Source organism: Heliomicrobium gestii, from assembly GCF_009877435.1.
GTDB classification, from domain to species: domain Bacteria; phylum Bacillota; class Desulfitobacteriia; order Heliobacteriales; family Heliobacteriaceae; genus Heliomicrobium; species Heliomicrobium gestii.
Map to the genome: position 1 here is coordinate 181,004 of NZ_WXEX01000004.1, position 26,491 is coordinate 207,494.

A 26,491-nucleotide genomic window follows, 5' to 3' on the forward strand; every position below is an offset into this window, starting at 1 on the left:
CGCTTTTTTAATTTCTGCCAAGAGCTGATCGTGCAGCAACAAAAGGTTACATTTTTGTGTTGCCGCCATCCGCCAGGGTGTCCGGCGGCCTGTTGGGCAGGTGATCTCCCCCGCCTTCGGGAGAATTCCACGGGCCGTTGCTGCCGCCTGACGGGAAGTTTCCGGGCATCGGGGGGTATGGCCCGGGACGATCGCTTCTCAGCAGGAATACGCCGGCTCCGATCGCGGCCAGGTAGAGGAGTAAGGATCCATAGAAGCCGAATCCGTAACTGAGTTGGAGCATGCCTGAGCCTTTTTTCAGGATCTCATTGTCGATCGAGTTTTTCAAGAACAAGTTTAAGGCCAGGCCCACGACTGCCAATCCGGCGGTGAGCATATGTTTGCTGCGAAGGCGGACGAAGCAGACGGCAAGTCCGGCGACGGTGACGACCAACGCTCCTGTGGCGAACGGATTGGCGTCAATTTTTTCGGACTGGTTCTTTCCCGTCATGAGGTCGGGACTTTCGATGGTGGAACCGGTGGCGAACTGCATCTCCGTCAAGGTGACCACTTCATGCCCCTGACAGGAGACGGTGACAAAGGGAAGCAGGAAGCAGATCAGGATCAAGCCGAAGAGGGCCGGCGACACCTTGCGGGCAAGGACGACTTTGTTGGCGTCGACCGGCCCGTTTCCGGCCTGGGTGACCCCGGCCAAACCTCTTTCTGCGACGTTCATGAGGTCGCCCGCGATCTGTCCGAAGGAACCCTGAGCCGACGCTGGCGCTGCCCCGGCGCCTTGGCCGCCAAAGCCGTCATTGGCTGCCCAGGTGGCCGGTTGAGGAGGCGCAGCAGGACGGTTGAAGTTGAATTTCTCGGGATTGGTTCTGTACATCCGGTAGCCAAAGAACCCGAATCCCACGATCGCGAGCAGCCCAAGGACGATGGCACCGTAGAACATGACGCCAGTCCGCTCGATGGTATAGTTGACGGAGACGCGAGAGCCCTGTTTGACCAGCGCCTCGCCTTTGAGCGGTTTGCCGTCGACGAGAACATCCGTGCCATCGGGGTTGATGACCTTTCCGTCGAAGAGCAGCCGGTAGCTGTAGCCGTTCTTGACGTTCGCGTTATCGCCCAGGCTGTAGCCGATGTTGATGTTGTCGGTGAAGCGGATGACCGGATGGAAGATGCTGTCCTTGACGGTTTCAATGGTCGAACGCTCATCCTTGAACAGGGGAGCCGATTTGCTGATCAGTTCTTCATACTTGGACGCCTTCACCTTTACCTGGTATTCCACCATGTCATTGCTGGTATTGGAGGCGGTTTCAGCGTCCTTGACGAGGGTTTTATAATAGTCGCCTACGGGATCGCCCTTTTCTCCGCGCATTTTCTTGTCCGTGTCGGCGGGAACGGCGATCTTCAAGGTACGGCTGTTGTCGCGAATATCCGTCTCCACCGTGACCGAGTCAATCGGATGCGTATATCTGGACGTGACCCAGTTGCCGGACGAGCGCTGCCATTCTTCTTTTCCGCTCGTTGGCAGTGAGACGGTGGCGTTCTGAGAGTTGATCATGTTGCCGTAATTGTTCGGCGCAACCAGCCCGTCTTTTTTGACGGCGTTGATCGCCCAGGAGAAGTAATCTTCCACCCGTACGGGGTCGTTGTAGGAATAGGTGACAGCGAAAGGGGAACCTTTTTTGTCAAAGCTGATCGGCACGTTTCCCCCAGTGAGACGCTGGCTCTTTTCCCTCAGTTCATTGATCGATTTGAAGTCCATTGTCAGCGTGTAGCTGACGCCGTTCGCCTCGGCATTGCGGTTGAGTTTAAAATCGGCAGGGGCGTTTTTGGCCAATGTCTCGGCAAGCGCCGCTTCGCCGCCTTTGACATCTTTGAACTGGTCGTTGGCCACCTTGATCTTCAGGATCCGTGTTCCCGATTCGTCGGGGTTAATCTTGGTCTCAACGGAAAGATCGCCGCCGCATCCGGTCAAAAAGAGCATCAGTGGCAGCAAGAGAAGGAAGAATAGGTGTTTTAGACGCAAAAAGAATCACTCCTGCATTATGTTGTGTTTAAGATTTTCTTCATGCAATAAACGAGATGTATAAATGACTTTTTTAATCGTCAATCGACAGAACCCACGCATCTATGAATACAAAAGTCCGCCAACCCCTTATCGGAAGCGCTTTTGGAGAATTTCCACGAAAACGCGTCAATTCCCACAGGCGGATGTAAACTAGCCCCCAAAAAGTTCCCTTGCCATCTCATGACACCGTACGAAAGGCACTGACAAAATGGGATCTGGAGGAGCAACGCGGCCCTCAGAAGGAAAGCATCGATGGTTGGCGAGTGACTGCCATCGATGGCGTGGCGTTATTCCAACCCAAGGCCCAACAGCTAACCCTTTTGACGTGCTAAATCGTTTTGTCGACATAGGGTTGCGTGGGTTCTGGACAATCGACCGAAACGGCCCTCCTCTCCATAAAAATCGTTGAAACCGACATACACTTACATAGACAAGCGGATGATATTTATTCAACAAAGAAGCAAAAATTCCCTTTCCTTTTTTATGCTGTTTTTTGCGATAATTTTCGACAAATTCAGACAGCATCCTGAATCCGTGAATTAAAAACCATCGATTCTATCAAGGACGGTATTATACTGCTTTCAGATTTGCGATGTTTAGAGATGCCTTTTATGACAAGTATCATCAGCTTTTTTCAAAGAGAAAAGGCAGCAACAAAGGATGACAGAGAAACGCCTTCCCTGTCTGAGAACACAAAAGGGAGCCTTCCCGCCAGACGCGAGAAGGCCCCCTTTTGTTATTCCTACGCACAAAAAACCGCTCTTAGAAGTCTTCGGACTACCGGTCTACTTTCTCGATCAATCGATCGAGCAATCGCAAGACCTGTTCAGAATTGCGCTCCAACTCTTTGTACTGGCGCTCCGCCTCAGGTCGGTTGCCGGCGTGGAAGGCAACGACCGCTTTGGATGCGCATTCATGCACCTTGTGATGGGGTCCGTCGATGGCGATGAAGTCGGGATCGTCCGCAAAGGCATTGTCGCCAAAGTACCAACGACCTAGGCGGCACTCCTGGTGGGTGTTGACCTCCTCCGGCTGGATCTGGATGACTCCCTTTAGCATGTTTTCAATGCGCAACTTCCAAAGCAGGTGATCCGATTTTGCCTTGGTCAGGATCTGCACGGGCGACAGCTTGCTATCTGTCTCTAGGCGGAAGCGTTGAACGGAGTGTAACAGTTCGGAAGCCACTGCGCTCGTCTCCTCCGATCCGGCGGCGATCGTCTCCATGGACGCCGTCGTCTCCTCCACAGCAGCCGCCACTTGATGGACATGGCGATTGACATTCTCTATGACCGTCGCCACGGAATCGATCAGTTTAACGATTTTGTCGGAACTGGCCACATTCTCAGTTGTTACAGTAACGATATTATCGACAGCCTCCTCCGTATGCTGCACCGCCTCGCCGATGTTTTCCAAGGCTTGACCGGCCTGCTGCACCACCGTCACACCAGCGTCGACCTCTTCCCGGCTTTGCAGCGTCGCCGCCACCGCCGCCAAGGTGCTCTCGGTGATCTTTTCGATCAACTGGCTGACTTCCCAGGCGCCCCGGTTGGACTGCTCGGCCAGTTTGCGCACCTCGTCAGCCACGACGGCAAAGCCTCGTCCGGCCTCCCCGGCCCGCGCGGCCTCAATCGATGCGTTGAGGGCGAGCAGGTTGGTCTGTTCGGCGATTGCCGTGATCGTGTCAGAAATCATCCGGATTTGCTGGGAGTATTGCTCCAGGGTGCTCATGAGCGATTCGGTTTCCAAAGTTTTTTCTTTGATCTTGCTCATCCGCCCGATCGTTTCGTTGACGGTCTGCCTTCCTGTCGCCGCGGCCTCCGTCATGAGGCGAGAATTGTCGGCCGCCTTCTGGGCCTGCGCGCGGGCGATCTGAATCAGGGAGGATAACTCCACCAGGACGGTAGATGCATCGACGATCGCGTTGTTGCCCCGGTCCGTCTCGTCGCTGATCGACTGGATGCTATGGGCGACATCCTGGATCGAAGCGGACACCTCCTGGCTTGACGCCGCCAACTCCTGGGAACTGGCGGCAAGATTTTCGGCAGCGGAGCGGATCATCCCCACGGTTTCCGTCTGATTGCTCACCATCTGGTTGAAGGTGGCCGTCATCTGGCCGACTTCATCGGTTGAACGAACATTGCCGTAGGCCGTCAAGTCGGCGGCGCCCACACGAGTCATGCACAACTGCAGTTCGTCGATCGGCGCGGTGAGGGATCGGGTGATCAGCGAACCGATGAGATAACAGACGATCATCAGCAATGCCGTCGTGATGATGACGGTGATATTGGTCTGAACGGCCAGTTTCTCTACGTCGTTATGAAGCCTTTCAGCCACAATCCGATTGTATTCGGCGATGTCCTCCCGGAGGTCGATCACTTTGGTAAAAACGACCTGATTGCCACGGAAAACAGCAATGGCCTCTTCTGTCCTGCCTTCCATGCCCAGTTGAATCACCATTTTGCGCACACTGCGCGTGTAGTCCTGGGCCGGTTCCAACTCGGTAAGTTTCTGAACTTCTTCATTGTCGAGTTTTGTCTGTTTATATTTATCCTGCAGCTCATTGACTTTGGCGGTATTTTTCTCGATTCCCTGGGCCAGTTCTTTCTGTCGCTCCGGATCACGAGAAATGATGATCTCCCACATCTTCGCTTCAGTGTCCCGGCTGAGTGTGCGGACTTCACCCATCCACTGCACCGGCAACAGCCGGTCGTTGTACATCTCTTCCGTTCCACGGGTGATTTGAGAGAGGAAGTAACCGTTGACGCCGCCCATGATAATCAAAAAAACCAGGACAAAGAGCGTGTATACGAGCAGTTTATTCGAGATCTTCAATTTACTCAGCCAACTCACTACGGCCCCTCCTTCGTCGGATCCGCTATGTCCGCTTCATCTCAGCCGTTCAATTCTGAAAACGCCAGCGTTCGCGCCCAAAAGGGCAGAACAAAAGTTAGTAATATCTTTTTCATTATATAGCACACACAGGTCATGCACAATTTAAGAATCGGTAGACCTGCTCCTTATAGAAAAAAAGGACTTCTCTTAGGGGATTCTCTTCATGATTGGCGTCGCCCGTTGGGAAAATGCCCCGCAAGCAAAAAAGCCCCTGGATACGGTTCGACCGTCTTCAGGGGGAAATGGTGGAACAGCCACGAAGGCTTAAAAGCGAAAGACCCGCAGGCGCTCGGGCTCTGGTTCCTCTGTCACTGGCGACGGCTCGCCATCTGTCGTCCCGGTGGGCGCGGGAGCTGCCGCCCCTGGAGCCGCCGGCGTTACCGTCTCTGCTGGCAGCCCAACACGGGTTGCCTCTGTCCCGGCGGTGTCCGGCAATACCACTGGACATACGGGATAAGCGGCTTTGGGGAGGGTGTACCCATAGAGTCCGTTGAGGCGAAACAACTCATCATGGTCAAAGGCCCTGCGTTCCAGGATAGCGGCGATAAGGCTGTCGATCGTTGGCAATCGCTCTTTGTCGCCTGGCGTCAAAAACCGGTAAAGAACCATGCTGAAAAAGGGATCGCCGAGGAGGTCGTAGTCGACGAGTTCGTTCCGCTGCTGCTGGAGATCCTGCAACAGCCATTCCATCGCCTCCGGCGATGGACTTTGGCAGTAACAGATCGGGAAGCGTTGCTCGACCTGTCGTTGCCTGTATTTGGAAGAACCGATCCGCAGTTTTCTCAGCTTCTCAAACAGGGACATGGACGTTTCCTACCTTCCGTCGCCCTACCCGCAGTAGTAGCGACTGCGGATGCGCAGCTTTTTCAATGTTTCATCGCCGCCCCAGAAGGCGCCTGTTTTCTGATGCTCCTGGATGTCGCCCAGCGCCTGTTCCAGTTCAAAAAACTTCATACAGGCTTCGCCGGTGATGTGCTGGGGCTGGCAGCGAATGCTGCCGCCTCCCTGGCATTCGATGCGCAGGGCGCTGCCGTCGCTGTCCCGGGCCAGGATCACGAGGGCGCCTTCCTCGGCCTGTTCCGTCACGGCGTATCCCCGCTTGAGGGCCTCCATTTTCGCCAGTTCGGCCGTGTAATACTTCAGCAGGAGTTCGGCCTCCCGGCCCAGGTAGCGAGAGACATGATCGCCCTCCCAGTCCGCCTCGATCCGGTAGGCGCCCGATCCTTCTCCTGCGGGAACGAGGGCGGCGTCATACTTGCCTGGCAGGCGGATGACGAAATCTTTCATCTTTTGACCGAAGTAGTAGCGGCACAGGTCATTCTCGCGCAGTTCAAAGCCCATCCGGGCCACGGCCTTGCGCAAGGCCTCCAGGTTGGTCACCGATTGGCTGAGGATTTGCGTGAAATGGCTCATGTGACATCGTTCCTTTCTTCAGGCGCCGTTGGCCAACCGCGCCGCCTGGCGCCCCCATTCCCGCAACGCCTCGATGCGTGTCCGCGTCATTTCACTCTCCGACATGGGGATGATCGTCCGGGCAGCATCCAGGATGTCCGCCGAAGTCACCTCACGGTGGTTGTCGCTCCAGGCGTGGAACATGCCGAGGACGACGGCCTCTTCAATTTCCGCGCCCGAGAATCCTGCTGTCGCCTGGGCCAATTCGTCGATAGCGAATTGGTCGGGATTTCGTTTGCGCCGCCGCAGTTGGGCGGCGATGACCTGGCGCCGCTCTTTTTCATCGGGCAGATCGACGAAGAAGATCTCGTCAAAGCGACCCTTGCGCAAAAACTCCGGCGGCAGCTGGCTGATATCGTTGGCCGTCGCCACAACAAAGACAGGACTCTTCTTTTCCTGCATCCAGGTGAGGAAATGGCCGAAGACGCGCGCCGTCACACCGGAGTCGGTGCGGTTGCTCGACTGCACCCCGGCAAGGCCCTTCTCGATCTCATCAATCCAGAGGACCACCGGTGAGACCGCTTCAGCCACGGCGAGGGCCCGCCTGGTGTTGGCCTCTGTTTCACCGACAAAGGAACTGAAGAGGCGACCAGCGTCAAGGCGAAGCAGCGGCTTCTGCCACTCGGAAGCCAAGGCTTTGGCGGAGAGGCTCTTGCCGCAGCCGGGAACCCCGACGAGAAGGACACCGCGGGGAAAGGGCAGACCGTAGGCTTGGGCCTCCGGCGAAAAGGCGGAGACACGGGTGCGCAGCCACCGCTTCAACTGGGACAAGCCGCCGACGGCCGACATATCGAGGTCATGGCCGATGATCTCGAGGACGCCGCTCTTGAGGATGATCTGTTCCTTCTCCTTCATGATCACCGGCGGATCGAAGCGGCCGGAGGTGACCAAGGAGAGGGCGAAGGCGTTCTCCGCCTCGCTGATTGTCAGCCCCAGGGCCGCGTCGGCAACGGCGGTGATGTTTTCAGGCAACTCAACGCCAGCCGCCTGGGCCACATGATGGATGACAGCCTCCAGCTCCTCCCGGCGAGGAAAGGGAATGGTCGTCATGACGATCTCCCGCGCCAGTTCGACGGGGATTTCCATCTGGGCCGAGATGAAGACGAAGACGATGCCCCGTCGTTTCATCTCCTGAAAGATGTCTTTTGCAGTGCGCCAGGCATCAGGGGAGCGCCAGAAGGGATGGTAGTCCAACAGGCAGTAGATGGTGTTGGCAGGCAGTTGGGCCGCCTTTTTGAGCGCTTCGACCGGATCGGGCGCCTTGATCTTAAAATCGAAGACGCCACCCAGTCGGTCAAGGGCCTGTTTATTGACGTGCAAGAGTTGCAGGTGTTTGGAGGAACTCCACTGGGCCAGGTGCATGCCGTAGCGCTCGGCGATCCGGCGGCACTCGGCGATGACCCGGTTCTCCTCCGGCGACAGGACAGCTACAGCAGGGTAGCCGGATTTGATATAATTCTCCAGCATCATAGGGCCTCACTTTCAATATTGGTATCGATTCCTATTTTCGCTTTGTTGCGGATTTTTCCTGCCGGCGTAAGGAAAAATCGCCTCTTTCTCGCGCAAACCTCGCCTATATATCATTGAATGCCGCTGCATAGGTCCTTTGTTCCTCCGACCTTGCCGGAACAGACACCGGTCTGCGCACCTCGACGGCGCGTTGTTGCTGTTGCCTGTGTTGGTGGCGATCAGCGAGTATGTCTTTCACATATACTGCGTGAAGACAGACGGGTTGCGCCCTAAGAGGATCTCCTCCCGGGGGGTATCCAATTTTTTGGGTGGAACAATGGCCTGTTCTATGGTATACTATAAGCATAGCTTATAGTTTTTCGAGGAGGAGTCTGTCGCCACGGACTCCCTTTTCTTTTAATCCTCCACTTATTTGCAAATCATGAAAGGGGCGATTGGATGGCGTTGATTATTCACAATTGCAATCTGGTCCGCAAAAAATTCTTCACCAAGGAAGGTCGCCGGAAAGAGACACCTGCGGAGGCGGCAAAGGAAAACCTCACAGAAGGGAGGCTTTTCCGTGTCACCAAATCAGCACAAAAAGACAACCGTTACAAAAACCCTTAAACGAGGATTTTTTCTCACCTTGGGCGCGTTGCTCGTCTCTATGGCCTTGGAGGTCTTCCTGGTCCCCAACCAAATCATTGACGGGGGCATCGTCGGCATCTCCATCATTGCCTCCTTCCTGTTCCCGATCCCGCTCAGCGCCTTTCTGCTGGTGCTGAACATCCCTTTTCTTATTTTTGGGTATAAGCAGATAGGAAAAACCTTTACCTTGTCCACACTCTACAGCGTGTCCATCATGTCGCTGGGCGTCCAGTTCATCCACGGCGCGCCGACGGTCACAAACGACTTCTTGCTGGCTGCCGTTTTTGGCGGCATCACCTTGGGACTCGGTGTCGGCCTGATCCTCCGCTACAACGGATCATTGGACGGCACGGAGATCCTGGCCATCATCCTCACCCGCAGCATCCCCTTCTCTGTCGGCGAGATCATCATGTTTTTCAACATTTTTATTTTAGGCAGCGCCGGCTTTGTCTTCGGTTGGGATAAGGCCATGTACTCCTTGATCGCCTATTTCATCGCCTTCAAGACCATCGACCTGGTCCTGGAGGGGTTGGACGAATCGAAAGCCGTCACGATCATCTCCAACAACGCGCCCGAGATCGCCGAAGCAATCATGGCGCGCCTGGGCCGCGGCGTCACCTACCTCTTCGGCAAAGGCGGCTTTACCGGTGAGGAAAAAGAGATTCTCTACTGTGTCGTCACACGCCTCGAACTGGCCAAACTGCGGCAGATCGTGCTGGATTCCGATCCTGACGCTTTTGTGGCTGTCGAGCATGTGGCCGAGGTAATGGGCGGACGCTTCGCCAAGAAGGCGATCCATCCTTGACGCCGCTCAAGACGCAAGCCCCTTGACGGGGAAAAGAAGCCATAATACAATAACGGCATATTTTAACGAAAAAAACGCATACTGAACATTGAAGGAGGAGCCTGTCACCAAGGGGCTCCTCTGTTTTTTTGCGCTTTTTTCGTCTTTTTCCCAGGGCTATCTCTTACTTTCGCAAAGGAGGAACAGTAAATGAAGGACATGGCCTTTATCGCTTCGATCATCGTCTTCGTGACCGCTTATGGGTTGATCATTTGGGAGAAGATCCCACGGGCGGTGACGGCCATGCTGGGCGGCCTGATCATGATCCTGCTCGGCTTTCTTAATCAGGAGATGGCCATCAACGATGACATCGACTTCAACACCCTCGGCCTGCTGATCGGCATGATGATCCTCGTCGCCATCACCCGTCGCAGCGGCGTCTTTGAAGCGTTAGCCATTTGGTCGGCGAAAGCGACCGGCGGCAACCCGCTCCGGCTGCTGGGGCTGTTGTCACTGATCACGGCCTTCATGTCAGCCTTCCTGGACAATGTCACCGCCGTGCTCCTCATCGCCCCCGTCAGCATCATCCTGGCTGACACGCTGAGAGTCAATCCCCTGCCCTATCTGATCGCCGAGATCGTCGCTTCCAACATCGGCGGCACGGCGACCCTGATCGGCGACCCGCCGAACATCATGATCGGCAGTTCGACCGGTCTCGGCTTCATGGACTTCCTCGTCCACATGGCGCCGATCGCCCTGGCGATCCTGCTCGCGACGACGGCCCTGTTGTTGCTGGTGTACCGGAAGGAGTTTTCCGGCGAGATCGAAAACCGCGACACCATTCTGGCCATGGATCCCGCCGAAAAGATCAAGGACTGGGCGCTCCTGAAGAAGTCGCTGGCCGTCCTCGCCCTGACGATCACCGGCTTCGGCCTCCATGGACTCCTGCACCTGGAATCGGCCACAATCGCCCTGACCGGCGCCATGATCCTGATGATCATCAGCCGGGAGGAACCGGAAGAGATCCTGCTTCTCGTCGAGTGGCCGACCATCTTCTTCTTTGTGGGCCTCTTTGTCCTCGTCGGCGGCTTAAAGGCGACGGGCGTCATTGCCGCGCTGGCCCAGTGGGCCCTCGACATCACTCAGGGCGACACGCAAACGGCTTCCCTGTTGATCCTGTGGCTGTCGGCCATCGCCTCGGGCTTTGTCGACAACATCCCCTTTGTGGCCACCATGATCCCCATGATCCACGAGATGGGCGCCCTCTCCGGCATGGAACTGGAACCGGTCTGGTGGTCCCTGGCTTTGGGCGCCTGCCTGGGCGGCAATGGGACGCTGGTGGGCGCGTCGGCCAACATCATCGTCGCCGGCATCGCCGAGAAAGCGGGCGTCCCCATCTCCTTCAAACAGTTCTTTCTCGTCGGATTTCCCTTCATGCTTGTCTCTGTCGCCATGGCTCACATCTATGTCCTTTTCCGCTTTTTCTAAGGGATTCAAAACAAAGCGCCTGGCCTACTTGGCCGGCGCTTTGTCATTCCTCGTTTATGCGTTTCCGTAACCGTATCCGAAGCCAGTTCCCAGGATGGCAATGATGATGATCAAGATCGCCAGGGCAACGATGTAGTTGCCGATATACCCGTATCCTCCGCCGCAGCTAGCGCCCATTGAGGTCCCTCCTCTTCTGCTGATCCATCAAATAGCCGGCATCCTTAGGACTCTACATAACCGAAACCGACGATGCTCGGATAGAACGCGCCAATCACGATCAGGGCAATGACCAGACCGGCGACAACACCGAAGCCTCCCCAGAAACCTGTGTGCGCATGACCCATCCCTTTTCCCTCCTCATCCAACCGTTCGAGGCTGCTTTTCACTACACTATATGGAAATTCTTCCTATCCGCCACAGTTGAACATCCTTTTTTTGGAACGACCGGTTGGGCTGGGCAAACCGGCTCGCTTCAATCTGGAATAGAAAAAGGGAAAGGCTCATAGCCTTTCCCTTTTTCCCAGTCGCCCTCCCAATCAGAGATACGTAGCCGCCTTGCGCACTGCAGCCTGGTGCTCGCCATCGAGGCTGTCGCCTTCATGGGTCCGGCTGTTCAGGAAGTGGATGCACGTCTGTCCCTGCATGTTGTTGGTGGCGATCGTGTCATAGCCATGGGGCATGCCGTTGACAGAAGCGGCGATCCGCCACCCTTTCACCGTCACGATGACGGGCTTGCGGTTCCAACTCCAGACGCCGCCGTAGATCCGCTTCATGACCGATGTGTCCCAGGCGGTGACGGGTTCCACATCGGCGTGTTTGACACCGCCGGTCCGCTTGATTGTATAGGAAAGGCCGGTGAGCGGATCGGTCACCTTGGCGGTGACGCCGATCGGCAAGAGATAGGTAACCGAGTTAAACCAATCAAGCACCTGTGGACGGAGCGCTTTGAAGGTTTGCGGCCCCGCCACCCCGTCGACGAGCAGTTTGCGATCAGCCTGAAAACGTTTGACGGCGTTGGCTGTGACAGCGCCGAAATAGCCGGTCAGTTCCTCAGTAAAATAGCCCATGTCCTTGAGATACCCTTGCAGTTGTTGCACGTCGGCGCCGGTAACACCCCAGTAGAGTTCCCGCAAGCCAAACTGAGGCGTTGCCGCAAGCGCCGCCAGGGAACCGAAAGGAAGCGTCGCCAGGGCCGCTAATGCCCCATATAAAAATCGACGGCGGTTCATCGTTACACCTCCAAAATTAAAATTGGAATTTGCTTTCATACATAATTATACAATAAAAGGTCGCTTTTTTGTTATTATAAATAATTGCATTCATTCCAGTTTTACACTCTGTGTTCAGTTTTTCCAGGCTGCATATTTTGTATTTTTTTCATTTTTAAATCTTCTTTTTTCGCATCTTCATCATTGAAACCAAAAAAGGGTATGATCGTTCTTTGTCGAACGTTCTAATTTGAACAGAGTCGACTAGGAGGCGTATCGCCGATGAGCCTTTGCAAGCGCTGTAATCAGTTGCCTGATCCCTTGGCCGAACAAGGGGTTTTATACATTGCTCCGCCAGTCTCTTTAACCTTCAATCACCTCTGTGAGGCGATTCGCGGAATCGGCATCGCCTTTTCCCTTTTTGCCAAAGAGATTATCGCCGTGGACATCATCCCCGGTGTGCTGGAGAAACTGGGAACCCTTTTACCGTCGGTGCTCAGTCGCGCCGAAATGATCGATTCGCGGGCCTTGCTGCTTCCGCGAGGGCAAAATCCGACGATCCAAGAGTTGCTCCAGGTGCAACCGTTATATCGACTTGTCAGTCGAATTCAGGGAGACTGGCTGATCGAGATTCTGAAAGAAAATCGAATCACCACCTTTTTTCAACCGATTGTTCACTGCCATGAACCGGAACGCATCTTTGCCTATGAATGCTTGCTGCGCGGCAAAGATCGCGATGGCGGGATCCTGTACCCTGGTCGCATCTTTGATGTTGCCCGTGACGCTGATCTGTTGTTTCAGTTGGATCGGATCGCCCGGATCAGGGCCATCGAAGAGGCCACGCGTCACGGCATCCCGTCGAACTTATTTATCAACTTCAATCCCTCCTCTGTGTATGACCCGACGACGTGCCTGCGCACGACGATTGAAGCCGTTCACGACGCCGGTATTCCGCCGGAACGGGTCGTTTTTGAAGTCGTCGAGAGCGAGCAGATCAACGATGTGAAACACCTGGCGAAAATCCTGGACCATTACCGCAATGCCGGGTTTCAGGTGGCCCTCGATGACCTGGGGGCCGGTTACTCATCGTTAAACGTATTGACCCATTTGCGGCCCGATTTCGTTAAACTGGATCTGGAACTGGTGCGGGATGTGGATAAAGACGCCTATAAAGGCGAGATCACGATGAAACTGCTGGAACTGTCCCAACGGCTGCAGGTCAAAACCATCGCCGAAGGCATTGAACGCCCCGAAGAGTGGCGCTGGCTGAAAAGTCACGGCGCCGACTATGGGCAAGGCTATCTCTTTGCCAAACCGGCTTGCCCGCCGCCACTTCCGCCGTGGCCGGAGGCGCTTCACTGCTGGGACGCTTCTTGAACTGGATCGGCTGTTACGCCCAAAAAACCCCGCAAACTCAAGTTGCGGGGTTTTTATGACAACGGGTCGCTAAGAAACGACCTTTTGGAAGAACCGCTTGCCTTCTTCTTATCCGGCGTATACTACCGTTGGCAGACTTGCGCGATGGAGGGTGCGACGATGACAAAGGGCTCGACGAAGAAAGATATGGGATGGAACCTGGACAACAGCTACGCCCGGCTGCCCAAACTGTTTTTCTCCGCTCTTGATCCAACGCCTGTGGGCGCACCGGAGTTGGCGATTCTCAACGAGCCGCTGGCGCAAGCACTGGGCCTGAACACGCAAGCGTTGCGAGGCGACGATGGGGTGGCCGTCCTTGCTGGCAATGCGCTTCCCGAAGGGGCGTTGCCGCTGGCGCAAGCTTATGCCGGGCATCAATTCGGCCATTTTACGATGTTAGGAGACGGCCGGGCGCTGCTGCTGGGTGAGCAGATCACGCCCCAGGGGAAGCGCTTTGATATACAGCTCAAAGGCTCCGGCAGAACGCCTTACTCGCGCCGTGGCGACGGCCGGGCGGCCCTTGGGCCGATGTTGCGCGAATACATCATCAGTGAAGCCATGGATGCCCTCGGCATCCCGACGACCCGCAGCCTGGCGGTCGTGACGACCGGCGAATCGGTCATCCGGGAAACCGTACAGCCTGGGGCCATTCTGACACGCGTGGCTGCCAGTCATTTACGCGTCGGCACCTTTCAATATGTCGCCCAATGGGGCGCCGTCGAGGAACTGCGGCTCCTCGCTGACTATACGATCAAGCGCCATTTCCCGGACGTAGACGCCGATGAGAACCGGTATCTTTCGCTGCTTCGAGCCGTGATCGAGCGCCAGGCGGCGCTGATCGCAAAATGGCAACTGGTCGGCTTTATCCACGGCGTGATGAATACGGACAACATGGCCATCAGTGGGGAAACCATTGACTATGGTCCCTGCGCCTTTATGAATGCTTTTGACCCCGCCACCGTATTCAGTTCCATTGACAGGCAGGGCCGCTATGCCTACGGCAATCAGCCGGTTATCGCCGGATGGAACCTGGCGCGATTCGCCGAAACCCTGTTACCGCTGCTCCATGACGATGAGGAGCAGGCTGTTGAAATCGCCCAGGAGGCGGTTACAGCGTTTGTCCCGTTGTATCAACGTCATTGGCTCTCCGGGATGAGGGCGAAATTGGGACTATTTAATGAAGAGACGGAAGATCCATCCCTCATCGAAGGCCTTCTCACGCTGATGCAGGCGCACCGCGCCGATTATACGAATACCTTTCGCGCCTTGTCCTTGGAAAAGCCCGACGATACGCCTCTGTTTGAAAAGCCTGACTTTACGCAGTGGCATGAGCAGTGGCAGGCGAGACAGGGCAGGCAGCCGGAAACAAAAGAAGATTCCCGTCAATTGATGAACAAGAGCAATCCCGCCGTGATCCCTCGAAATCACCGGGTCGAAGAGGCGCTGGAAGCGGCGGTGAAAAAGGGAGACCTCTGTGTGATGGAACGGCTCCTTACCGTTCTCGCCACTCCCTATGATCTACCGCCTGAACAGGTCGATTTCACCGCACCGCCTGCGCCAACTTCCGCACCATACAGGACCTTTTGCGGGACCTGATGGGTATCGACGGCTCCCCAAAAAATACACTATGGTGTATCGTAAACCGGCTATTTCCATTAAAACGAAAAAGGTGACAAGATCGTGGGCAGCGAAGGCGATGAATACTTATCCCTTTATCCCAAACTACGAAAGTGGGTCAATAAATGTGTGATGTGTCACTCAAAAGGGTATAACCCTGATATGCCAGAAGATATTTATCCCCGACCATCATTTGCAGCAAAGAATCTACGTTTCTTTTTTAGAGCAATGGAAGTTAACGAAGACGGCCTGTGCGAAGTTTGCAGTAAAGCATTAAAGAAAAAAGAAACAGATTGATTTGCACCATTAACGTGACACTCACGGTTGTCGAGTGGATGGGACGCCTGGGAAGCCATGTTTTGGCCAAGTACGGACGCAAACCCTGGGTTCCTCGCGGCTGGCCTGCTTATCTTCTGTCTGCATTCAAATATCTGTTCCTTCTCTTTTTCCTCTATATCACCTGGTTCGCTCTGACGATCCCCCAGGTCATATCCTTTTTGCAGAGCCCCTATAACCGGGTATCTGACATCAAAATGCTCCTCTTTTTCCTGGAGCCGAGTCAGACAACGATGGTGGTGCTTGCCCTGCTCACGGCGCTTTCCCTGGCGATCCCGAACTTCTGGTGCCGCTTTGCCTGCCCCTATGGCGCGATGCTCGGGATCATCGGGAAGTTGAGCCCCACATGGCTCCATCGTGACCAAGCCTGTTGTACGCAATGCGGCGCTTGCCGGCGGGCCTGCATGAATGGCCTCGATCCCAGCCAAGTGAAAAAGGTCACACAAGAAGGGTGCTCCTTATGTTTGGCTTGTCAGGCCGCATGCGCTCCTCAAGCGCTCGGGCTGGAGACGGCGCTGAAAAAACCATTGCCCAATCTCTTCTGCCCTCGTTCTCGCTGGCGGATTGCTCCTGATCCTGTTCGGCGGCATCCTTTTGTCTCAATGGCTCGGTTGCTGGGAAGGAACGTTGACAGCTGAACATTTTCGTCATTGGCTCCCCTACATCCGTCAACTGGATCATTAAAAGCCGGATCAAGGATAGGTGGTTGCGCCTTGCCTTGGACTGCAACCGCCATTTTTATCATCGAGACCGTTACGGCGTATACTACCACTATCCATTCTTCGTCAACGGAGGTTCCCTGCATGCCACAACAACGACGGCACAGCTTCAAACGAACCGCCTCACGAAAAGTCCTCCTTATCTCCTCCAACACGCCTATAACCCGGTCGATTGGCATCCCTGGGGCGATGAGGCTTTTAAGAAAGCCAAGCAGGAAGACAAGCCAGTCTTTCTTTCCATCGGCGACTCGTCCTGCCACTGGCGCCATGCTGTAAAATCAGCCTCAAAATATATCCTGTTACCACCCGCCCAGATTGGCGAAAAACAGTTTACCGACAATAGCGGCAATTCACAGGACCGAAAAAATCAGTAAAACAGCGAAGGAAGCAGAAAAGCCGGTTAAAAAAGGGGTACGCTTCTTCGCGCTTGAGCCCGTCCTTCCAGGCGTGGTCGATCAAATCGCCAAGGTTGAGATAGTCGATTTTACTAGGTTCATATGGTAATTTTTTCATGTTTCAGCTATACTGTTTTTGAGGTGACGAACAGTGAACCTGCAAGCGATACAAAAAAGGGCGGAACCTATCTTTCAACGTTACGGTGTGGTCCAAGCCTTTGTATTCGGTTCTTTCGCCCGAGGCGACCAATCTGAGGACAGCGATATCGACTTTCTAATCGAATACGCTTCTGACGCAAAAAAATCCATGTTCGACTTCTGCAACCTGATTGGGGAACTACAAAATGCTCTGGGACGCAATGTCGATGTGGTTACGATAAAAGGTCTCTCCCCCTTCCTTCGTGAAGTTGTTGAGAAAGAGAAGAGAGTTATCTATGATGTCAAATCAGCGTGATCGCCTTTATCTCCTGCATATTTTAGATTCAATTGAGAAAATCGAATCGTACTTCCAAGGTGTTTCCAAAGAAGACTTTTCCAATCGACCCAATTGCAAGACGCCGTAATCCGCCGGTTAGAGATTATCGGAGAAGCATCGAATAAACTGTCTCGCGAATTCCAGCGAACGCATGCAGACATTCCCTGGTCTATGATCATATCGATGCGGAACATACTCATCCACGAGTACTTTGGCGTAGATCTAGATGTCATTTGGGACACTCATGTCTATAATCTTCCAGAATTAAAAGATAAAATCGTTCGCTTGATGGAATAGTCGAAGGTATATCTTTCTTAGTCCCACAGGTTCAAAGAGAAGCTTAAATAGGGTATTATGGTCCTCCGTCGAAGCTACTTACCGGATTCCAAGACTATCTTTTCGCCAAACCGGCTTGCCCGCCGCCTTATCTATCATAAGCTATCGTACGCTCAAAACCCCGCAATATCCATTGCGGGGTTTACTTCTTCTGTGTTGATTCAATGCTCATCGAGCTTTTCTCACTGGGAACCCCATTGCTTAAATCCTCCCACAACTAAATATTTACAAAAATCGGCCTATTTTCATTTAGACACTACTTTTTATAACTCATTTGACCATCTTTTTCAATAAACTAATGGTTTATTTCCAAAAATTATCTCAATTTATTTTTTTGCCTTTAATTATTATACATTCTACTCGAAGAATAAAGATACAGATGTAAAGCCATACTATTACCCAATAAAGAAGGGGTTGATTTAATTGACTGTACCTCCAAAAAAGGATTATAAAGCCAATCGCTTAATCGGGGAAAAAAGCCCCTACCTTCTCCAACACGCATATAATCCTGTCCAGTGGTATTCATGGTGTCATGAGGCATTCGACGTAGCCAAACGAGAAGATAAGCCCGTCTTCTTGAGTGTCGGCTATTCGTAGCCCTGCGGGGCTATAAAAATATTTAGAGGTTAATTTTACCGACCTGCCATTGGTGCCACGTTATGGAACGGGAATCCTTCGAGGATGAAGAGGTCGCCGCCTACCTGAACGCCCACTTCGTCTCCGTCAAGGTCGACCGGGAAGAGCGGCCCGATGTGGATCACATCTACATGACTGTCTGCCAGTCCATCACCGGTCAAGGCGGCTGGCCACTCACAGTGGTCATGACGCCCGACAAGAAGCCCTTCTTCGCCGGCACCTACTTCCCGAAGCGCAGCCGGCAGGGCATGCCCGGCCTGCTCGACATCCTCGAGGCCATCGTCGAACAGTGGACAAAGGAACGGGGCAAACTGACGGCGGCCAGCGACCGGGTGACCCAGCACCTGCAACGGGAGGTTCAGGCCAACAACGCCGGCAACCTCAGCGACGAAACGATCCACCAGGGCTACGAGTGGCTGAAGCAGCGCTTCGACGATGTCCACGGCGGTTTCGGCCATGCGCCCAAGTTCCCGACGCCTCACAACCTGCTCTTCTTGCTCCGCTGCGGCAAGCTGGCCGGCGCTCAGGAGGCCCTGCCCATGGTGGAAACGACGCTGCGGCAGATGCACGCCGGCGGCATCTACGACCACCTGGGATACGGCTTTTCCCGCTATTCGACGGACGAGAAGTGGCTCGTCCCCCACTTCGAAAAGATGCTCTATGACAATGCCCTCCTGGCTATGGCCTACCTGGAGACCTATCAGGTTACAGAAAACGACGAGTTCGCCGGCGTGGCCCGTGAGATCTTCGCCTATGTGTTGCGGGACATGCACGCCCCCGAAGGCGGCTTCTACTCGGCCGAGGACGCCGACTCGGAAGGCGTGGAGGGCAAGTTCTACCTCTGGACGCCCCAGGAGATCGAAGAACTCCTGGGGCAGGAGACGGGCAGGCTCTTTTGCCAGTGGTATGATGTCAGCGAAAAGGGCAACTTTGAAGGCCAGAGCATCTTGAACCGCATCGACGCCGACAAGCGCCCCTTTACGTCGCCCATGGGCATGGACACGTGGCGCCAGATCCTGACCGACGCGGAGCAGAAGCTCTTCGTCGCCCGGGAGAAACGGGTTCGTCCATTTAAAGATGAGAAGATCCTCACCGCCTGGAACGGTCTGATGATCGCCGCCCTGGCCATGGGCTTTCGCATTCTCCAGGATCGTTCGTACCTCGACGCCGCAATGGACGCCGCTAACTTCCTCTGGGAAAAACTGCGCGACGACAAGGGGCGACTGCTCGCTCGCTACCGCGACGGCGAAGCCGCCTACAAGGGCTATATCGATGATTACGCCTTCACGGTCTGGGCGCTCATCGAACTGTACCAGGCGGACACGAATCCGCTCTGGTTGAAGCGGGCGCTGGAACTCCAGAAGGATCAGAACCGGCTCTTCTGGGATCCCGACCAGGGGAGCTACTTCTTCTATGGCAGCGACAGCGAGGAACTGCTCGCGCGACCCAAGGAGATCTATGACGGCGCCACCCCGTCAGGCAACTCCGTGTCGGCCCTCAACCTGCTCCGGTTGGCCCGCATCACCGGCCGCGAAGAATATGCCCAACAGGCGGAGACGCTTCTGGAGAGCTTTTCCGGCGCCATCAACGGCCAGCCGGCCGGATACACCTTCGCCCTGATGGCGCTCCTTTTCGCCCGCACCCCCGGCAAAGAGGTGGTCGTCGTCGCCGACCAGCAGCGGGAACCCTTCCGTCACGAACTGAAACGGCTTCACACCCTCTTCGCCCCCGAGACGGTCTTCCTGTACCGGCTCGCCGGGCAGGAGTATGAGGAACTCCCCACGTTGGCCCCCTTTGTGGAAGCCATGACGCCACAGGGCGATAGCGCCACCTATTATGTCTGCGAAAACTTCGCCTGCCGGCCGCCGACAGTGAATCAGGCGGAGGTGCGGGAGATTCTGGCCCACTGATGCGGGCAATGGCAGTGGCAGCGGCAACAGCAGCGACGCCGACACTGACACTGACATCGACTCCGACATCGACATCGACGCCGGACCCCTCTGGATGAGCCAGATGTGTCAGATGAACAGGATGATAGGAACGGTGTTACATCGGTTCTCCTCGCAAACGGTACGACGGGATGAGCGCCACGGAGCGCTTCATCCCGTCTTTTTTGCTCCTGTGCCTTCACTCGTCAAGGCAATGTGCACGGTCTCGCACGTGGGCCATGAAAGGCAACAGGGTGCTTGCGCCCCTGCCTTTCTGATTTGTTATAAAAAGTCTATACAAAATCTTGACAAAATCTTGACCAAATAAGGCCGCCGCTGTTTTATGATAATGATGTGCTTTACACGATTTTCCAAAGGAGGTTTGCCCCATGTCTTTTCCTTGGATCAAGCGGGCCATGGCCGCTTCGTTTCTCCTGGCCGTGACCCCTGCCGCCGCTTGGGCCGATCAAGTCGCCAAAGACCCCGTCGCCCGACAGGTCGACCTGACCGGTAAGATTCTCGTTCCCCTCATCGCCGTCGTCTTGCTGGCGGCCTTCGCCGCACGCTTTATGAAACAAAAAGGTCTCTTTACACTGCACCGCGGCTTGGGTTTGCTCATCGGCGCCGGCGCTCTCGGCCACGCCCTCTACGCGATGGTTCAGATGGGCTGGGAAAAGCCCCTGATCAACGCCACCGGCATGCTGGCAGCGATCGGCATCGGCCTGCTGCTCTTCACGGGCACGCGCAACCCCTCTTCCGGCGTCCATCGCATGGCGACAGCGCTGTTGATCGCGGGGTTTGTGGCCCACAAGGTGATGATCGCCTAAACTACGGCCTTCCCTGCGCACCTGGGTTCATTCGGTTCCAAACTGATTCCGATTCAGGGTCGATTCAGGGTCATTCCCTGGGTCAACCAGGTCATTACCACAGTCAAAAGGGATGCCCTCAAAGGAGCCTCATCAGCAGGCTTCTTTTCTTTTTCCGCCGAATCCTCCTTTCAAGCTGAAAGATTCGCCGAAAGGAGACAAGCATCCATGGGCGCCATCACCGTAACCCAAATTCCCCTACCGCAGAATTCCCTGGTCATCGGTTCGCTCTGCCCGATTCATTACGGCGATGCGTACCGCATGGCCCTTCCGAAGCACTTCACCGGCGGTGTGGACGAACTGACGGAACTGATTTTTTCACCGGCCGCCAACCCCTCCTGGGCGGCCAGGTTGGCCAGACTCCGCAACGGCATCGTCCGGTTCTTCGGCCTCAAAACCATGGGCCCTTCGTCCCGCCCGTCCGAAGGGGCAGGACCGTCACAACCGGCGCCGCGTCGACGGCTCTTTCCCGTGATCGAACGCACCGGCAGGGAACTGCTCTTGGGGCTGGATGATCGCCATCTGGATTTTCGCATCTCCGTCCAGATCGTTGACAACGGCGCCGATCGCTGGGGCGTCGTGACGACGGTCGTCCGGTTCCACAACCTCCTGGGAAGAGCCTACTTCCTGCCGGTGAAACCGATCCACCGGAGGATGGTCCCGGCGATCATGAAAAAAGCGGTCGCCGCCTGGGAAAAGGCGAACCCCCTCGGTGAATAATCGGACAAGAAAAACGAAAAGTTGTCACCTGTTGCCAAAGGGGATATCATAGATAGTAATATTTCGTCGAAGGGAGCGATTACTATCTCTGTCGCAGAACATATCCGCGCCCAGATCTCTCAATCTTCCTGGATCCGCAAGATGTTTGAAGAAGGTGAACGCTTAAAACCGATCGTCGGTGAAGATAAGGTCTATGACTTCACCATCGGCAACCCGAACAACGAGCCGCCGGCGGCCTTCCGGGAAGCCCTCAAAGAACTGGCCAACGACCCCATCCCGGGGATGCACCGCTACATGAGCAACGCCGGCTATCCCGAGACGCGCCAAGCGATCGCCGACGCCCTCCGCGCCGCCAGCGGCAAGCCCTTGACCGCCGACAACGTGGTCATGACCGTTGGCGCCGGCGGCGCGCTCAATGTCGTCTTCAAGACGATCCTCGACCCTGGCGACGAGGTGATCATCTCGGCCCCCTTCTTTGTCGAATACAAGGGGTATCTCGCCAACCATGGCGGCAAAGCGGTCATCGTCCAATCGAAGGAAGACTTCCAACTCGATCTGGACGCCATCGCCGCAGCGGTGACGGCGAAGACGCGGGCCGTGATCATCAACTCGCCCAACAACCCCACCGGCGTCATCTACCCCGCCGAGAGCCTGGCGGCATTGCACCGGTTGCTGGAAGCCAAGGGCGCCGAACTGGGCCGTACACTCTTTGTCGTCTCCGATGAACCCTACGCCAAAATCGTCTATGACGATATCACCGTCCCCTCGGTCTTCGCCCACATCCGCAACAGCATCGTTGTCACCTCCCACAGCAAAGACCTCGCCCTGCCAGGGGAGCGGATCGGCTACGTGGCCTTCAGCCCCGAAATCGATGAAGCGTCGCTGCTCTTCGACGGCCTGGTGCTGGCCAACCGCATCCTCGGATTCGTCAACGCGCCCGCTCTGATGCAGCGCCTGGTGGCCAAGCTGCAAAACGAATCGGTCAACATCGACGAGTACCGGGAAAAGCGGGATCTCTTCTACGACAACCTGACCGCCATGGGCTTTGAGATGGTCAAGCCCCAGGGGGCCTTCTACCTCTTCCCCAAATCCCCCCTGGCCGATGACGTCGAATTTGTCCGGCGCGCCCAGAAGTACAACATCCTGCTCGTTCCCGGCAGCGGTTTCGGCAAACCGGGCTACTTCCGGATCGCCTACTGTGTGGAAAAGCGGATCATCGAAAACTCCCTGGAGGCTTTCCGGGCGCTGGCCAAAGAATTTGGAATGCCCGGGTAATACTCCTATCCAGCCCCGATCGGACAGCCATAGTTAAAAATATCAAAAAACGAAAGGGTGACAGCTTGTCATCCTTTCGTTCGTTATTCCCCATTCGACGGCGGCCGCAAGCCCCCTCGACCGCTTTACGTTGGCTTGTCTTCAACCTCATGGAGCCCACCCGCCTCATCGCGCCGGATATCCACATAAAGCGTTCCGTCGCTCTGCAAGGCGGCATAAAAAACCTGAGACAACTCCTCCACGCCATGCTTCTTCAATTCACCGAAGAGCCACCCGAAAGTGAGATTGCATTGACGCAAATTTTGTTCCAACACGTCGCCATCCTTGATGATCTCCGTGGCAAGTCCTTTATAGGCTGTCGGCTTGCCAAGGTCATGCATCGTGACGGGCAATTGTTGCGACTTTTTCAGAATGCTCAGTTTTCCATTGGGCTCTAACAAGGCGAATTCTACCTCGGTCATATTGAAAATCCCTTTTTCGCGAAGCTGCATCTCCAACTCATTGAGATTGTAACGGAGACGCCGCATATTCTTTTCCATCAACTTGCCGTTTTGGATGACAACGACGGGCTCCCCTTCAAAGAGCTTGCGAGCAGCCAGGCTTTTCAAACTCACCTTTTCAATCGCCACGGTGGCGGCGGCGAGAATGATCGGACTCAGCAACAGCCAGGGACCTTTCACTTCATCGGTAACAAATTCGCCGGCCATCTTCCCCATCACGGTGTAAATGACAAAATCGAAATAGGTCATCTGCGACAATAACTGTTTCCCCATAAGACGTGTAAGCATAAACAGCAGGCTATAGATCGCCGCCGTTCTCCAGAAAACGTCGATCAACTGCAACCACTTTGTTTCCATGAGTCATGCCCACCTCTGTCCAAACGCGTTCTTACGTTTCCATCGCGGCTCCCCCCTCATTTTCTCCTCTCCCCGAAAGGGGAATCCCTCCCGAAGGGAAAAGCGAATCACCGGCAAACAAAAAAGCCGGGCTGCCAAGCTCCGGCTTTTCAAGGCGCAGGTTCAACGGGATCGTTCTCCTCTATGTTTCAGGGTCATGCCTCTGCGTATCCATCTTCTTTCTCAACCGGCTCAGGTTTTTCATGCCCCGGCTGATCTCCATGGCATGGGCCTCTTCGGCGTCAAGTTCCTGCGTGATCGACTCCAACGCCTCCCAGGGGTTTACCCGTTCTCCGCAGGTGAAGATGTCCACGGCCGCATAGCCGAGTTCCGGCCAGGTGTGGATCGTCAGATGGGATTCGGAGATCACCACGACGCCGCTCACCCCCTGGGGTTCAAAGCGATGAAAGACGATTTCCCGGATATCGGCCCCCGACTTCTCGGCGGCGCGCACCATGATCGCCTCCACCGTCGCAACGTCGTTGAGTTTTTCGGGATTACACTCCCACACCTCGGCCAACAACTGCACGCCGAGGGGATTGCCCAGCACATTCATCCACTGCAGGTCCCCTTTCAGAAGCATTATTCCTCAAGGAGACAGCAATTATTTGATCCGGTTATTCCGCTGTTTTCACCGTTTCCGCTTCATACTTGGCGAGAGCCTGACGGTAAATCTCCTTCACCGGCCGGTTTCCCCGGCGGGCTGCCGCCTGACAGTCCTCAAATTCCGGGTGAACGTTAAACACACGTCCACCGAGGATGCCCCGTTTCAGGCGAACAGGACCGCCTTCGGTGGTGACGGTGATCCAGTCCCGCTCCAGGCACGCCCGCTGTTCCAGACGGGAGCGAACACCCAGTGTGGTCGACTCGGCAAACAGTTGTTCCAGCACAGCGCCAGCGCGATCGGGTGAACAGAGCACCGTCAGGTGACTGCCGAGGCGACCCTTCTTCATGAGGACAGAAAGGGCTTGCACATCCAAGGCGCCCGCCTCGAAGAGTCGTTGGGTCAGGGGCGAGAGCCACTGGGGATTCATGTCATCAACGGTCGTCTCGATGACCTGCACACTCTCCCAGCGCAGCGCCGGCGCTCCGCCGATGCTGTCGTTACTCCCGCCCCGGGGCGTCTCCCCCAGGCAGACGTCTCCCTGTTCCTGCGAATGACCGTGCCCGTATCCGCGACCCTGCCCGTGAGTCGCGCCGCCGGAGCAGACGAGCCAGTTTTTCCCGGCCTCTTCCCGCCGGCCCAGCAGCAACCGCAACACATTGGGCCGATCTTTCGCCTCGCGGGAACCGGCGCCGTGACCGATGCGCTCGATCCGCAAGGGCATCCCTTGAGAGTGACTGTCATGGGGACGCCCCAAGGTGGTGCAGAGGGCGGCCCCGGTCGGGGTGACCAGTTCCCCCTCGCCGCCGCCGAGATAGACGGGAAAATCACGGACGAGGTCGGCCGTCGCCGGCGCAGGCACCGGCATCACCCCATGGGCGCAGCGGACTGTGCCCGAGCCGAGGGGAAGGGGCAGGACGAAAATCTCCTCCACCTGTAGATACGCCAAGGCCCAGCAGGTCCCTACAATATCGATGATGGCGTCCACCGCGCCCACTTCATGGAAGTGGACTTTTTCGACGGCGCAACCGTGCACCTTGGCCTCCGATTCGGCCAACCGCGTAAAGACGCGAATGGCTTTTTCCTTCACCGGGTCCGCCAAGGTCGATCCATCGATGATCTCGACAACATGGCGCAGGTGACGATGAGGCTGGGGCCGCTCATCGAGGATGACATTCACTTTCGTGGCGCGAATCCCCTTGGAGATGACAACGTCGCGACGCAGTTCATAGCCATCGACGCCAAGGCCCTGCAAGGCCTCCGTTAATTCCTCCCAGGGAACGCCCAGGTCGACGAGGGCGCCGAGCCACATGTCACCGGCCGCGCCGGAGACGGGATCGACGACGAGGATTTTATGACCGTCGGCAGAAATCGCGTTCCGGCGACCCTGCCCCTGTTTGCAGCGAACCTCTTTATCGGCGTTGTGGCCGTCATCGTGAGCGGTGTGCTCGTGGCGATGGCCGTGGTTGGCTGTAGGTTCGTACCCATGCTCATCGGCGTTACACATCTTGGGACCTCCCTATATCGCGGCGGCCGCTGCGGACGATCGTCGCCGCTAAGGCCGCCGCGCCGAAACCATTATCAATGTTTACGACGCCGACACCGAGGGCGCAGGAGTTCAACATGCCCAGCAATGCCGAGAGGCCGCCGAAGTTGGCGCCATAGCCGATGCTCGTCGGCACGGCCACGACGGGGATGTCGACCATGCCGGCCACGACAGAAGCGAGGGCGCCTTCCATGCCGGCAATGACGATGATCACCTGGGCCTCACTCAGTTCCTCCCGCTTTGACAGGAGCCGGTGAAGTCCGGCCACACCGACATCAAAAATCCGCTTCACCCGGCACCCCATGGCCAGGGCGCTGACAGCGGCTTCCTCAGCCACCGGCAGGTCGGCCGTTCCGGCTGTGACGACGGCGATGGTCCCGAGGGGGTGTTCATTCTCCTCGGAAACGCGCAGCGTCACGGCCTGAGCCAGATCGTGAAAAACCGCCTCAGGGACTTTGCTTTTTACCGCCCCGTAGACTTCTGCCGTGCAACGCGTCGCCAGCACGGGCAGCCCCGTTTTGGTCAATCGCTCAAAGATGGCCGCCGTCTGTTCCGGCCGTTTGCCGAGACCGAAGATGACCTCCGGAAACCCCTGGTTGATGGCCCGGTAGTGATCGACTTTAGCAAAACCGATATCCTCGTAGGGCCAACCTTTCAGCCGATCGACGGCCTCTTCCACAGGCATCTGTCCATCCTGGACGGCCCGCAGCAAATGGGTCAGCCTGGAATGATCCATGGAAACCGAC

At 56.0% G+C, this 26,491-nt stretch carries 24 protein-coding genes and 2 pseudogenes; 14 read left to right on the forward strand and 12 right to left on the reverse strand.

The features are described from left to right. Nucleotides 1-46: 46 nt before the first annotated feature. The 5 genes from GTO89_RS06145 to GTO89_RS06165 form a co-directional block, all read right to left on the reverse strand. Nucleotides 47-2,017, reverse strand: coding sequence for a hypothetical protein (locus tag GTO89_RS06145; RefSeq protein ID WP_161261183.1), 1,971 nt, complete (start codon nucleotides 2,015-2,017; stop codon nucleotides 47-49). A gap of 819 nt (nucleotides 2,018-2,836) precedes the next feature. Then, nucleotides 2,837-4,909, reverse strand: a complete 2,073-nt coding sequence (locus GTO89_RS06150; protein ID WP_161261184.1) for a methyl-accepting chemotaxis protein — start codon at nucleotides 4,907-4,909, stop codon at nucleotides 2,837-2,839. 306 nt (nucleotides 4,910-5,215) lie between these two features. Further along, on the reverse strand, nucleotides 5,216-5,755 hold the full coding sequence (locus GTO89_RS06155) for a hypothetical protein (RefSeq protein WP_161261185.1): 540 nt from the start codon (nucleotides 5,753-5,755) through the stop codon (nucleotides 5,216-5,218). Nucleotides 5,756-5,779: 24 nt separating this feature from the next. Next, the gene (locus tag GTO89_RS06160; protein ID WP_161261186.1) at nucleotides 5,780-6,364 is read right to left on the reverse strand and encodes a hypothetical protein; all 585 of its coding nucleotides are present in this window, start codon (nucleotides 6,362-6,364) and stop codon (nucleotides 5,780-5,782) included. An 18-nt stretch (nucleotides 6,365-6,382) separates the two neighbouring features. Then, nucleotides 6,383-7,870, reverse strand: a complete 1,488-nt coding sequence (locus GTO89_RS06165) for an AAA family ATPase (protein ID WP_161261187.1) — start codon at nucleotides 7,868-7,870, stop codon at nucleotides 6,383-6,385. A 441-nt stretch (nucleotides 7,871-8,311) separates the two neighbouring features. Here GTO89_RS06165 and GTO89_RS06170 point away from each other — a divergent pair, with 441 nt between their 5' ends. The 3 genes from GTO89_RS06170 to GTO89_RS06180 all read left to right on the forward strand — a co-directional run bounded on the left by GTO89_RS06170 (nucleotide 8,312) and on the right by GTO89_RS06180 (nucleotide 10,772). Continuing rightward, complete coding sequence (locus GTO89_RS06170) at nucleotides 8,312-8,479, forward strand: hypothetical protein (protein ID WP_161261188.1); 168 nt, start codon at nucleotides 8,312-8,314, stop codon at nucleotides 8,477-8,479. Beyond that, complete coding sequence (locus tag GTO89_RS06175) at nucleotides 8,433-9,305, forward strand: YitT family protein (RefSeq protein WP_328793873.1); 873 nt, start codon at nucleotides 8,433-8,435, stop codon at nucleotides 9,303-9,305. Before GTO89_RS06170 ends, GTO89_RS06175 begins: the two co-directional genes overlap by 47 nt. Before the next feature lie 198 nt (nucleotides 9,306-9,503). Beyond that, on the forward strand, nucleotides 9,504-10,772 hold the full coding sequence (locus GTO89_RS06180) for an ArsB/NhaD family transporter (protein ID WP_161261304.1): 1,269 nt from the start codon (nucleotides 9,504-9,506) through the stop codon (nucleotides 10,770-10,772). Nucleotides 10,773-10,826: 54 nt separating this feature from the next. Here the strand turns inward: GTO89_RS06180 and GTO89_RS17635 are convergent, their stop codons facing one another. The 3 genes from GTO89_RS17635 to GTO89_RS06185 all read right to left on the reverse strand — a co-directional run bounded on the left by GTO89_RS17635 (nucleotide 10,827) and on the right by GTO89_RS06185 (nucleotide 12,001). After that, nucleotides 10,827-10,949 carry a hypothetical protein gene (locus GTO89_RS17635; RefSeq protein ID WP_268894630.1) on the reverse strand — a complete coding sequence of 41 codons (123 nt, stop codon included), beginning with the start codon at nucleotides 10,947-10,949 and terminating at the stop codon, nucleotides 10,827-10,829. 44 nt (nucleotides 10,950-10,993) lie between these two features. Then, a complete protein-coding gene (locus GTO89_RS17640) occupies nucleotides 10,994-11,116 on the reverse strand; it encodes a hypothetical protein (protein ID WP_268894631.1) in 123 nt (40 codons plus the stop codon). Between the two features lie 192 nt (nucleotides 11,117-11,308). After that, nucleotides 11,309-12,001, reverse strand: coding sequence for a peptidoglycan-binding domain-containing protein (locus GTO89_RS06185; RefSeq protein ID WP_161261189.1), 693 nt, complete (start codon nucleotides 11,999-12,001; stop codon nucleotides 11,309-11,311). Nucleotides 12,002-12,262: 261 nt separating this feature from the next. On the opposite strand from GTO89_RS06185, the gene GTO89_RS06190 reads away from it, so the two are divergent. From GTO89_RS06190 to GTO89_RS06240, 11 genes and pseudogenes are all read left to right on the forward strand, one after another. After that, nucleotides 12,263-13,357 (forward strand): EAL domain-containing protein, encoded by a 1,095-nt coding sequence (locus tag GTO89_RS06190; RefSeq protein WP_170294395.1) that lies wholly within the window; start codon nucleotides 12,263-12,265, stop codon nucleotides 13,355-13,357. 159 nt (nucleotides 13,358-13,516) lie between these two features. After that, nucleotides 13,517-14,992: a protein adenylyltransferase SelO gene (locus GTO89_RS06195; RefSeq protein ID WP_161261190.1), complete on the forward strand. Its 1,476-nt coding sequence runs from the start codon at nucleotides 13,517-13,519 to the stop codon at nucleotides 14,990-14,992. Between the two features lie 84 nt (nucleotides 14,993-15,076). Then, nucleotides 15,077-15,310, forward strand: a complete 234-nt coding sequence (locus tag GTO89_RS06200; protein WP_161261191.1) for a hypothetical protein — start codon at nucleotides 15,077-15,079, stop codon at nucleotides 15,308-15,310. A 62-nt stretch (nucleotides 15,311-15,372) separates the two neighbouring features. Next, a complete protein-coding gene (locus GTO89_RS06205) occupies nucleotides 15,373-15,987 on the forward strand; it encodes a 4Fe-4S binding protein (RefSeq protein WP_161261192.1) in 615 nt (204 codons plus the stop codon). A 161-nt stretch (nucleotides 15,988-16,148) separates the two neighbouring features. Then, a pseudogene (locus GTO89_RS17795) lies at nucleotides 16,149-16,355 on the forward strand (DUF255 domain-containing protein); the annotation flags it as partial. Nucleotides 16,356-16,614: 259 nt separating this feature from the next. Continuing rightward, nucleotides 16,615-16,917, forward strand: coding sequence for a type VII toxin-antitoxin system MntA family adenylyltransferase antitoxin (mntA, locus tag GTO89_RS06215; RefSeq protein ID WP_161261193.1), 303 nt, complete (start codon nucleotides 16,615-16,617; stop codon nucleotides 16,915-16,917). Between the two features lie 45 nt (nucleotides 16,918-16,962). Continuing rightward, nucleotides 16,963-17,235, forward strand: coding sequence for a HepT-like ribonuclease domain-containing protein (locus tag GTO89_RS17935; protein WP_161261307.1), 273 nt, complete (start codon nucleotides 16,963-16,965; stop codon nucleotides 17,233-17,235). A gap of 462 nt (nucleotides 17,236-17,697) precedes the next feature. Further along, nucleotides 17,698-19,820 (forward strand): annotated as a pseudogene (locus tag GTO89_RS06225) (thioredoxin domain-containing protein). 407 nt (nucleotides 19,821-20,227) lie between these two features. Continuing rightward, nucleotides 20,228-20,665, forward strand: coding sequence for a hypothetical protein (locus GTO89_RS06230; protein ID WP_161261194.1), 438 nt, complete (start codon nucleotides 20,228-20,230; stop codon nucleotides 20,663-20,665). A gap of 207 nt (nucleotides 20,666-20,872) precedes the next feature. Continuing rightward, nucleotides 20,873-21,424 (forward strand): DUF2867 domain-containing protein, encoded by a 552-nt coding sequence (locus tag GTO89_RS06235; RefSeq protein WP_161261195.1) that lies wholly within the window; start codon nucleotides 20,873-20,875, stop codon nucleotides 21,422-21,424. Nucleotides 21,425-21,508: 84 nt separating this feature from the next. Then, nucleotides 21,509-22,699, forward strand: coding sequence for a pyridoxal phosphate-dependent aminotransferase (locus tag GTO89_RS06240; RefSeq protein WP_161261308.1), 1,191 nt, complete (start codon nucleotides 21,509-21,511; stop codon nucleotides 22,697-22,699). A gap of 125 nt (nucleotides 22,700-22,824) precedes the next feature. Here GTO89_RS06240 and GTO89_RS06245 read toward each other — a convergent pair whose 3' ends face one another. The 4 genes from GTO89_RS06245 to larB all read right to left on the reverse strand — a co-directional run bounded on the left by GTO89_RS06245 (nucleotide 22,825) and on the right by larB (nucleotide 26,481). After that, nucleotides 22,825-23,556: a YetF domain-containing protein gene (locus GTO89_RS06245; protein WP_204758170.1), complete on the reverse strand. Its 732-nt coding sequence runs from the start codon at nucleotides 23,554-23,556 to the stop codon at nucleotides 22,825-22,827. A gap of 181 nt (nucleotides 23,557-23,737) precedes the next feature. Next, the gene (speD, locus tag GTO89_RS06250) at nucleotides 23,738-24,151 is read right to left on the reverse strand and encodes an adenosylmethionine decarboxylase (RefSeq protein WP_161261196.1); all 414 of its coding nucleotides are present in this window, start codon (nucleotides 24,149-24,151) and stop codon (nucleotides 23,738-23,740) included. 61 nt (nucleotides 24,152-24,212) lie between these two features. Next, the gene (gene larC, locus GTO89_RS06255) at nucleotides 24,213-25,706 is read right to left on the reverse strand and encodes a nickel pincer cofactor biosynthesis protein LarC (RefSeq protein ID WP_161261197.1); all 1,494 of its coding nucleotides are present in this window, start codon (nucleotides 25,704-25,706) and stop codon (nucleotides 24,213-24,215) included. Beyond that, nucleotides 25,699-26,481 carry a nickel pincer cofactor biosynthesis protein LarB gene (gene larB / locus GTO89_RS06260; protein ID WP_161261198.1) on the reverse strand — a complete coding sequence of 261 codons (783 nt, stop codon included), beginning with the start codon at nucleotides 26,479-26,481 and terminating at the stop codon, nucleotides 25,699-25,701. The genes larC and larB overlap by 8 nt, the downstream gene beginning before the upstream one ends. Nucleotides 26,482-26,491 lie beyond the last annotated feature (10 nt).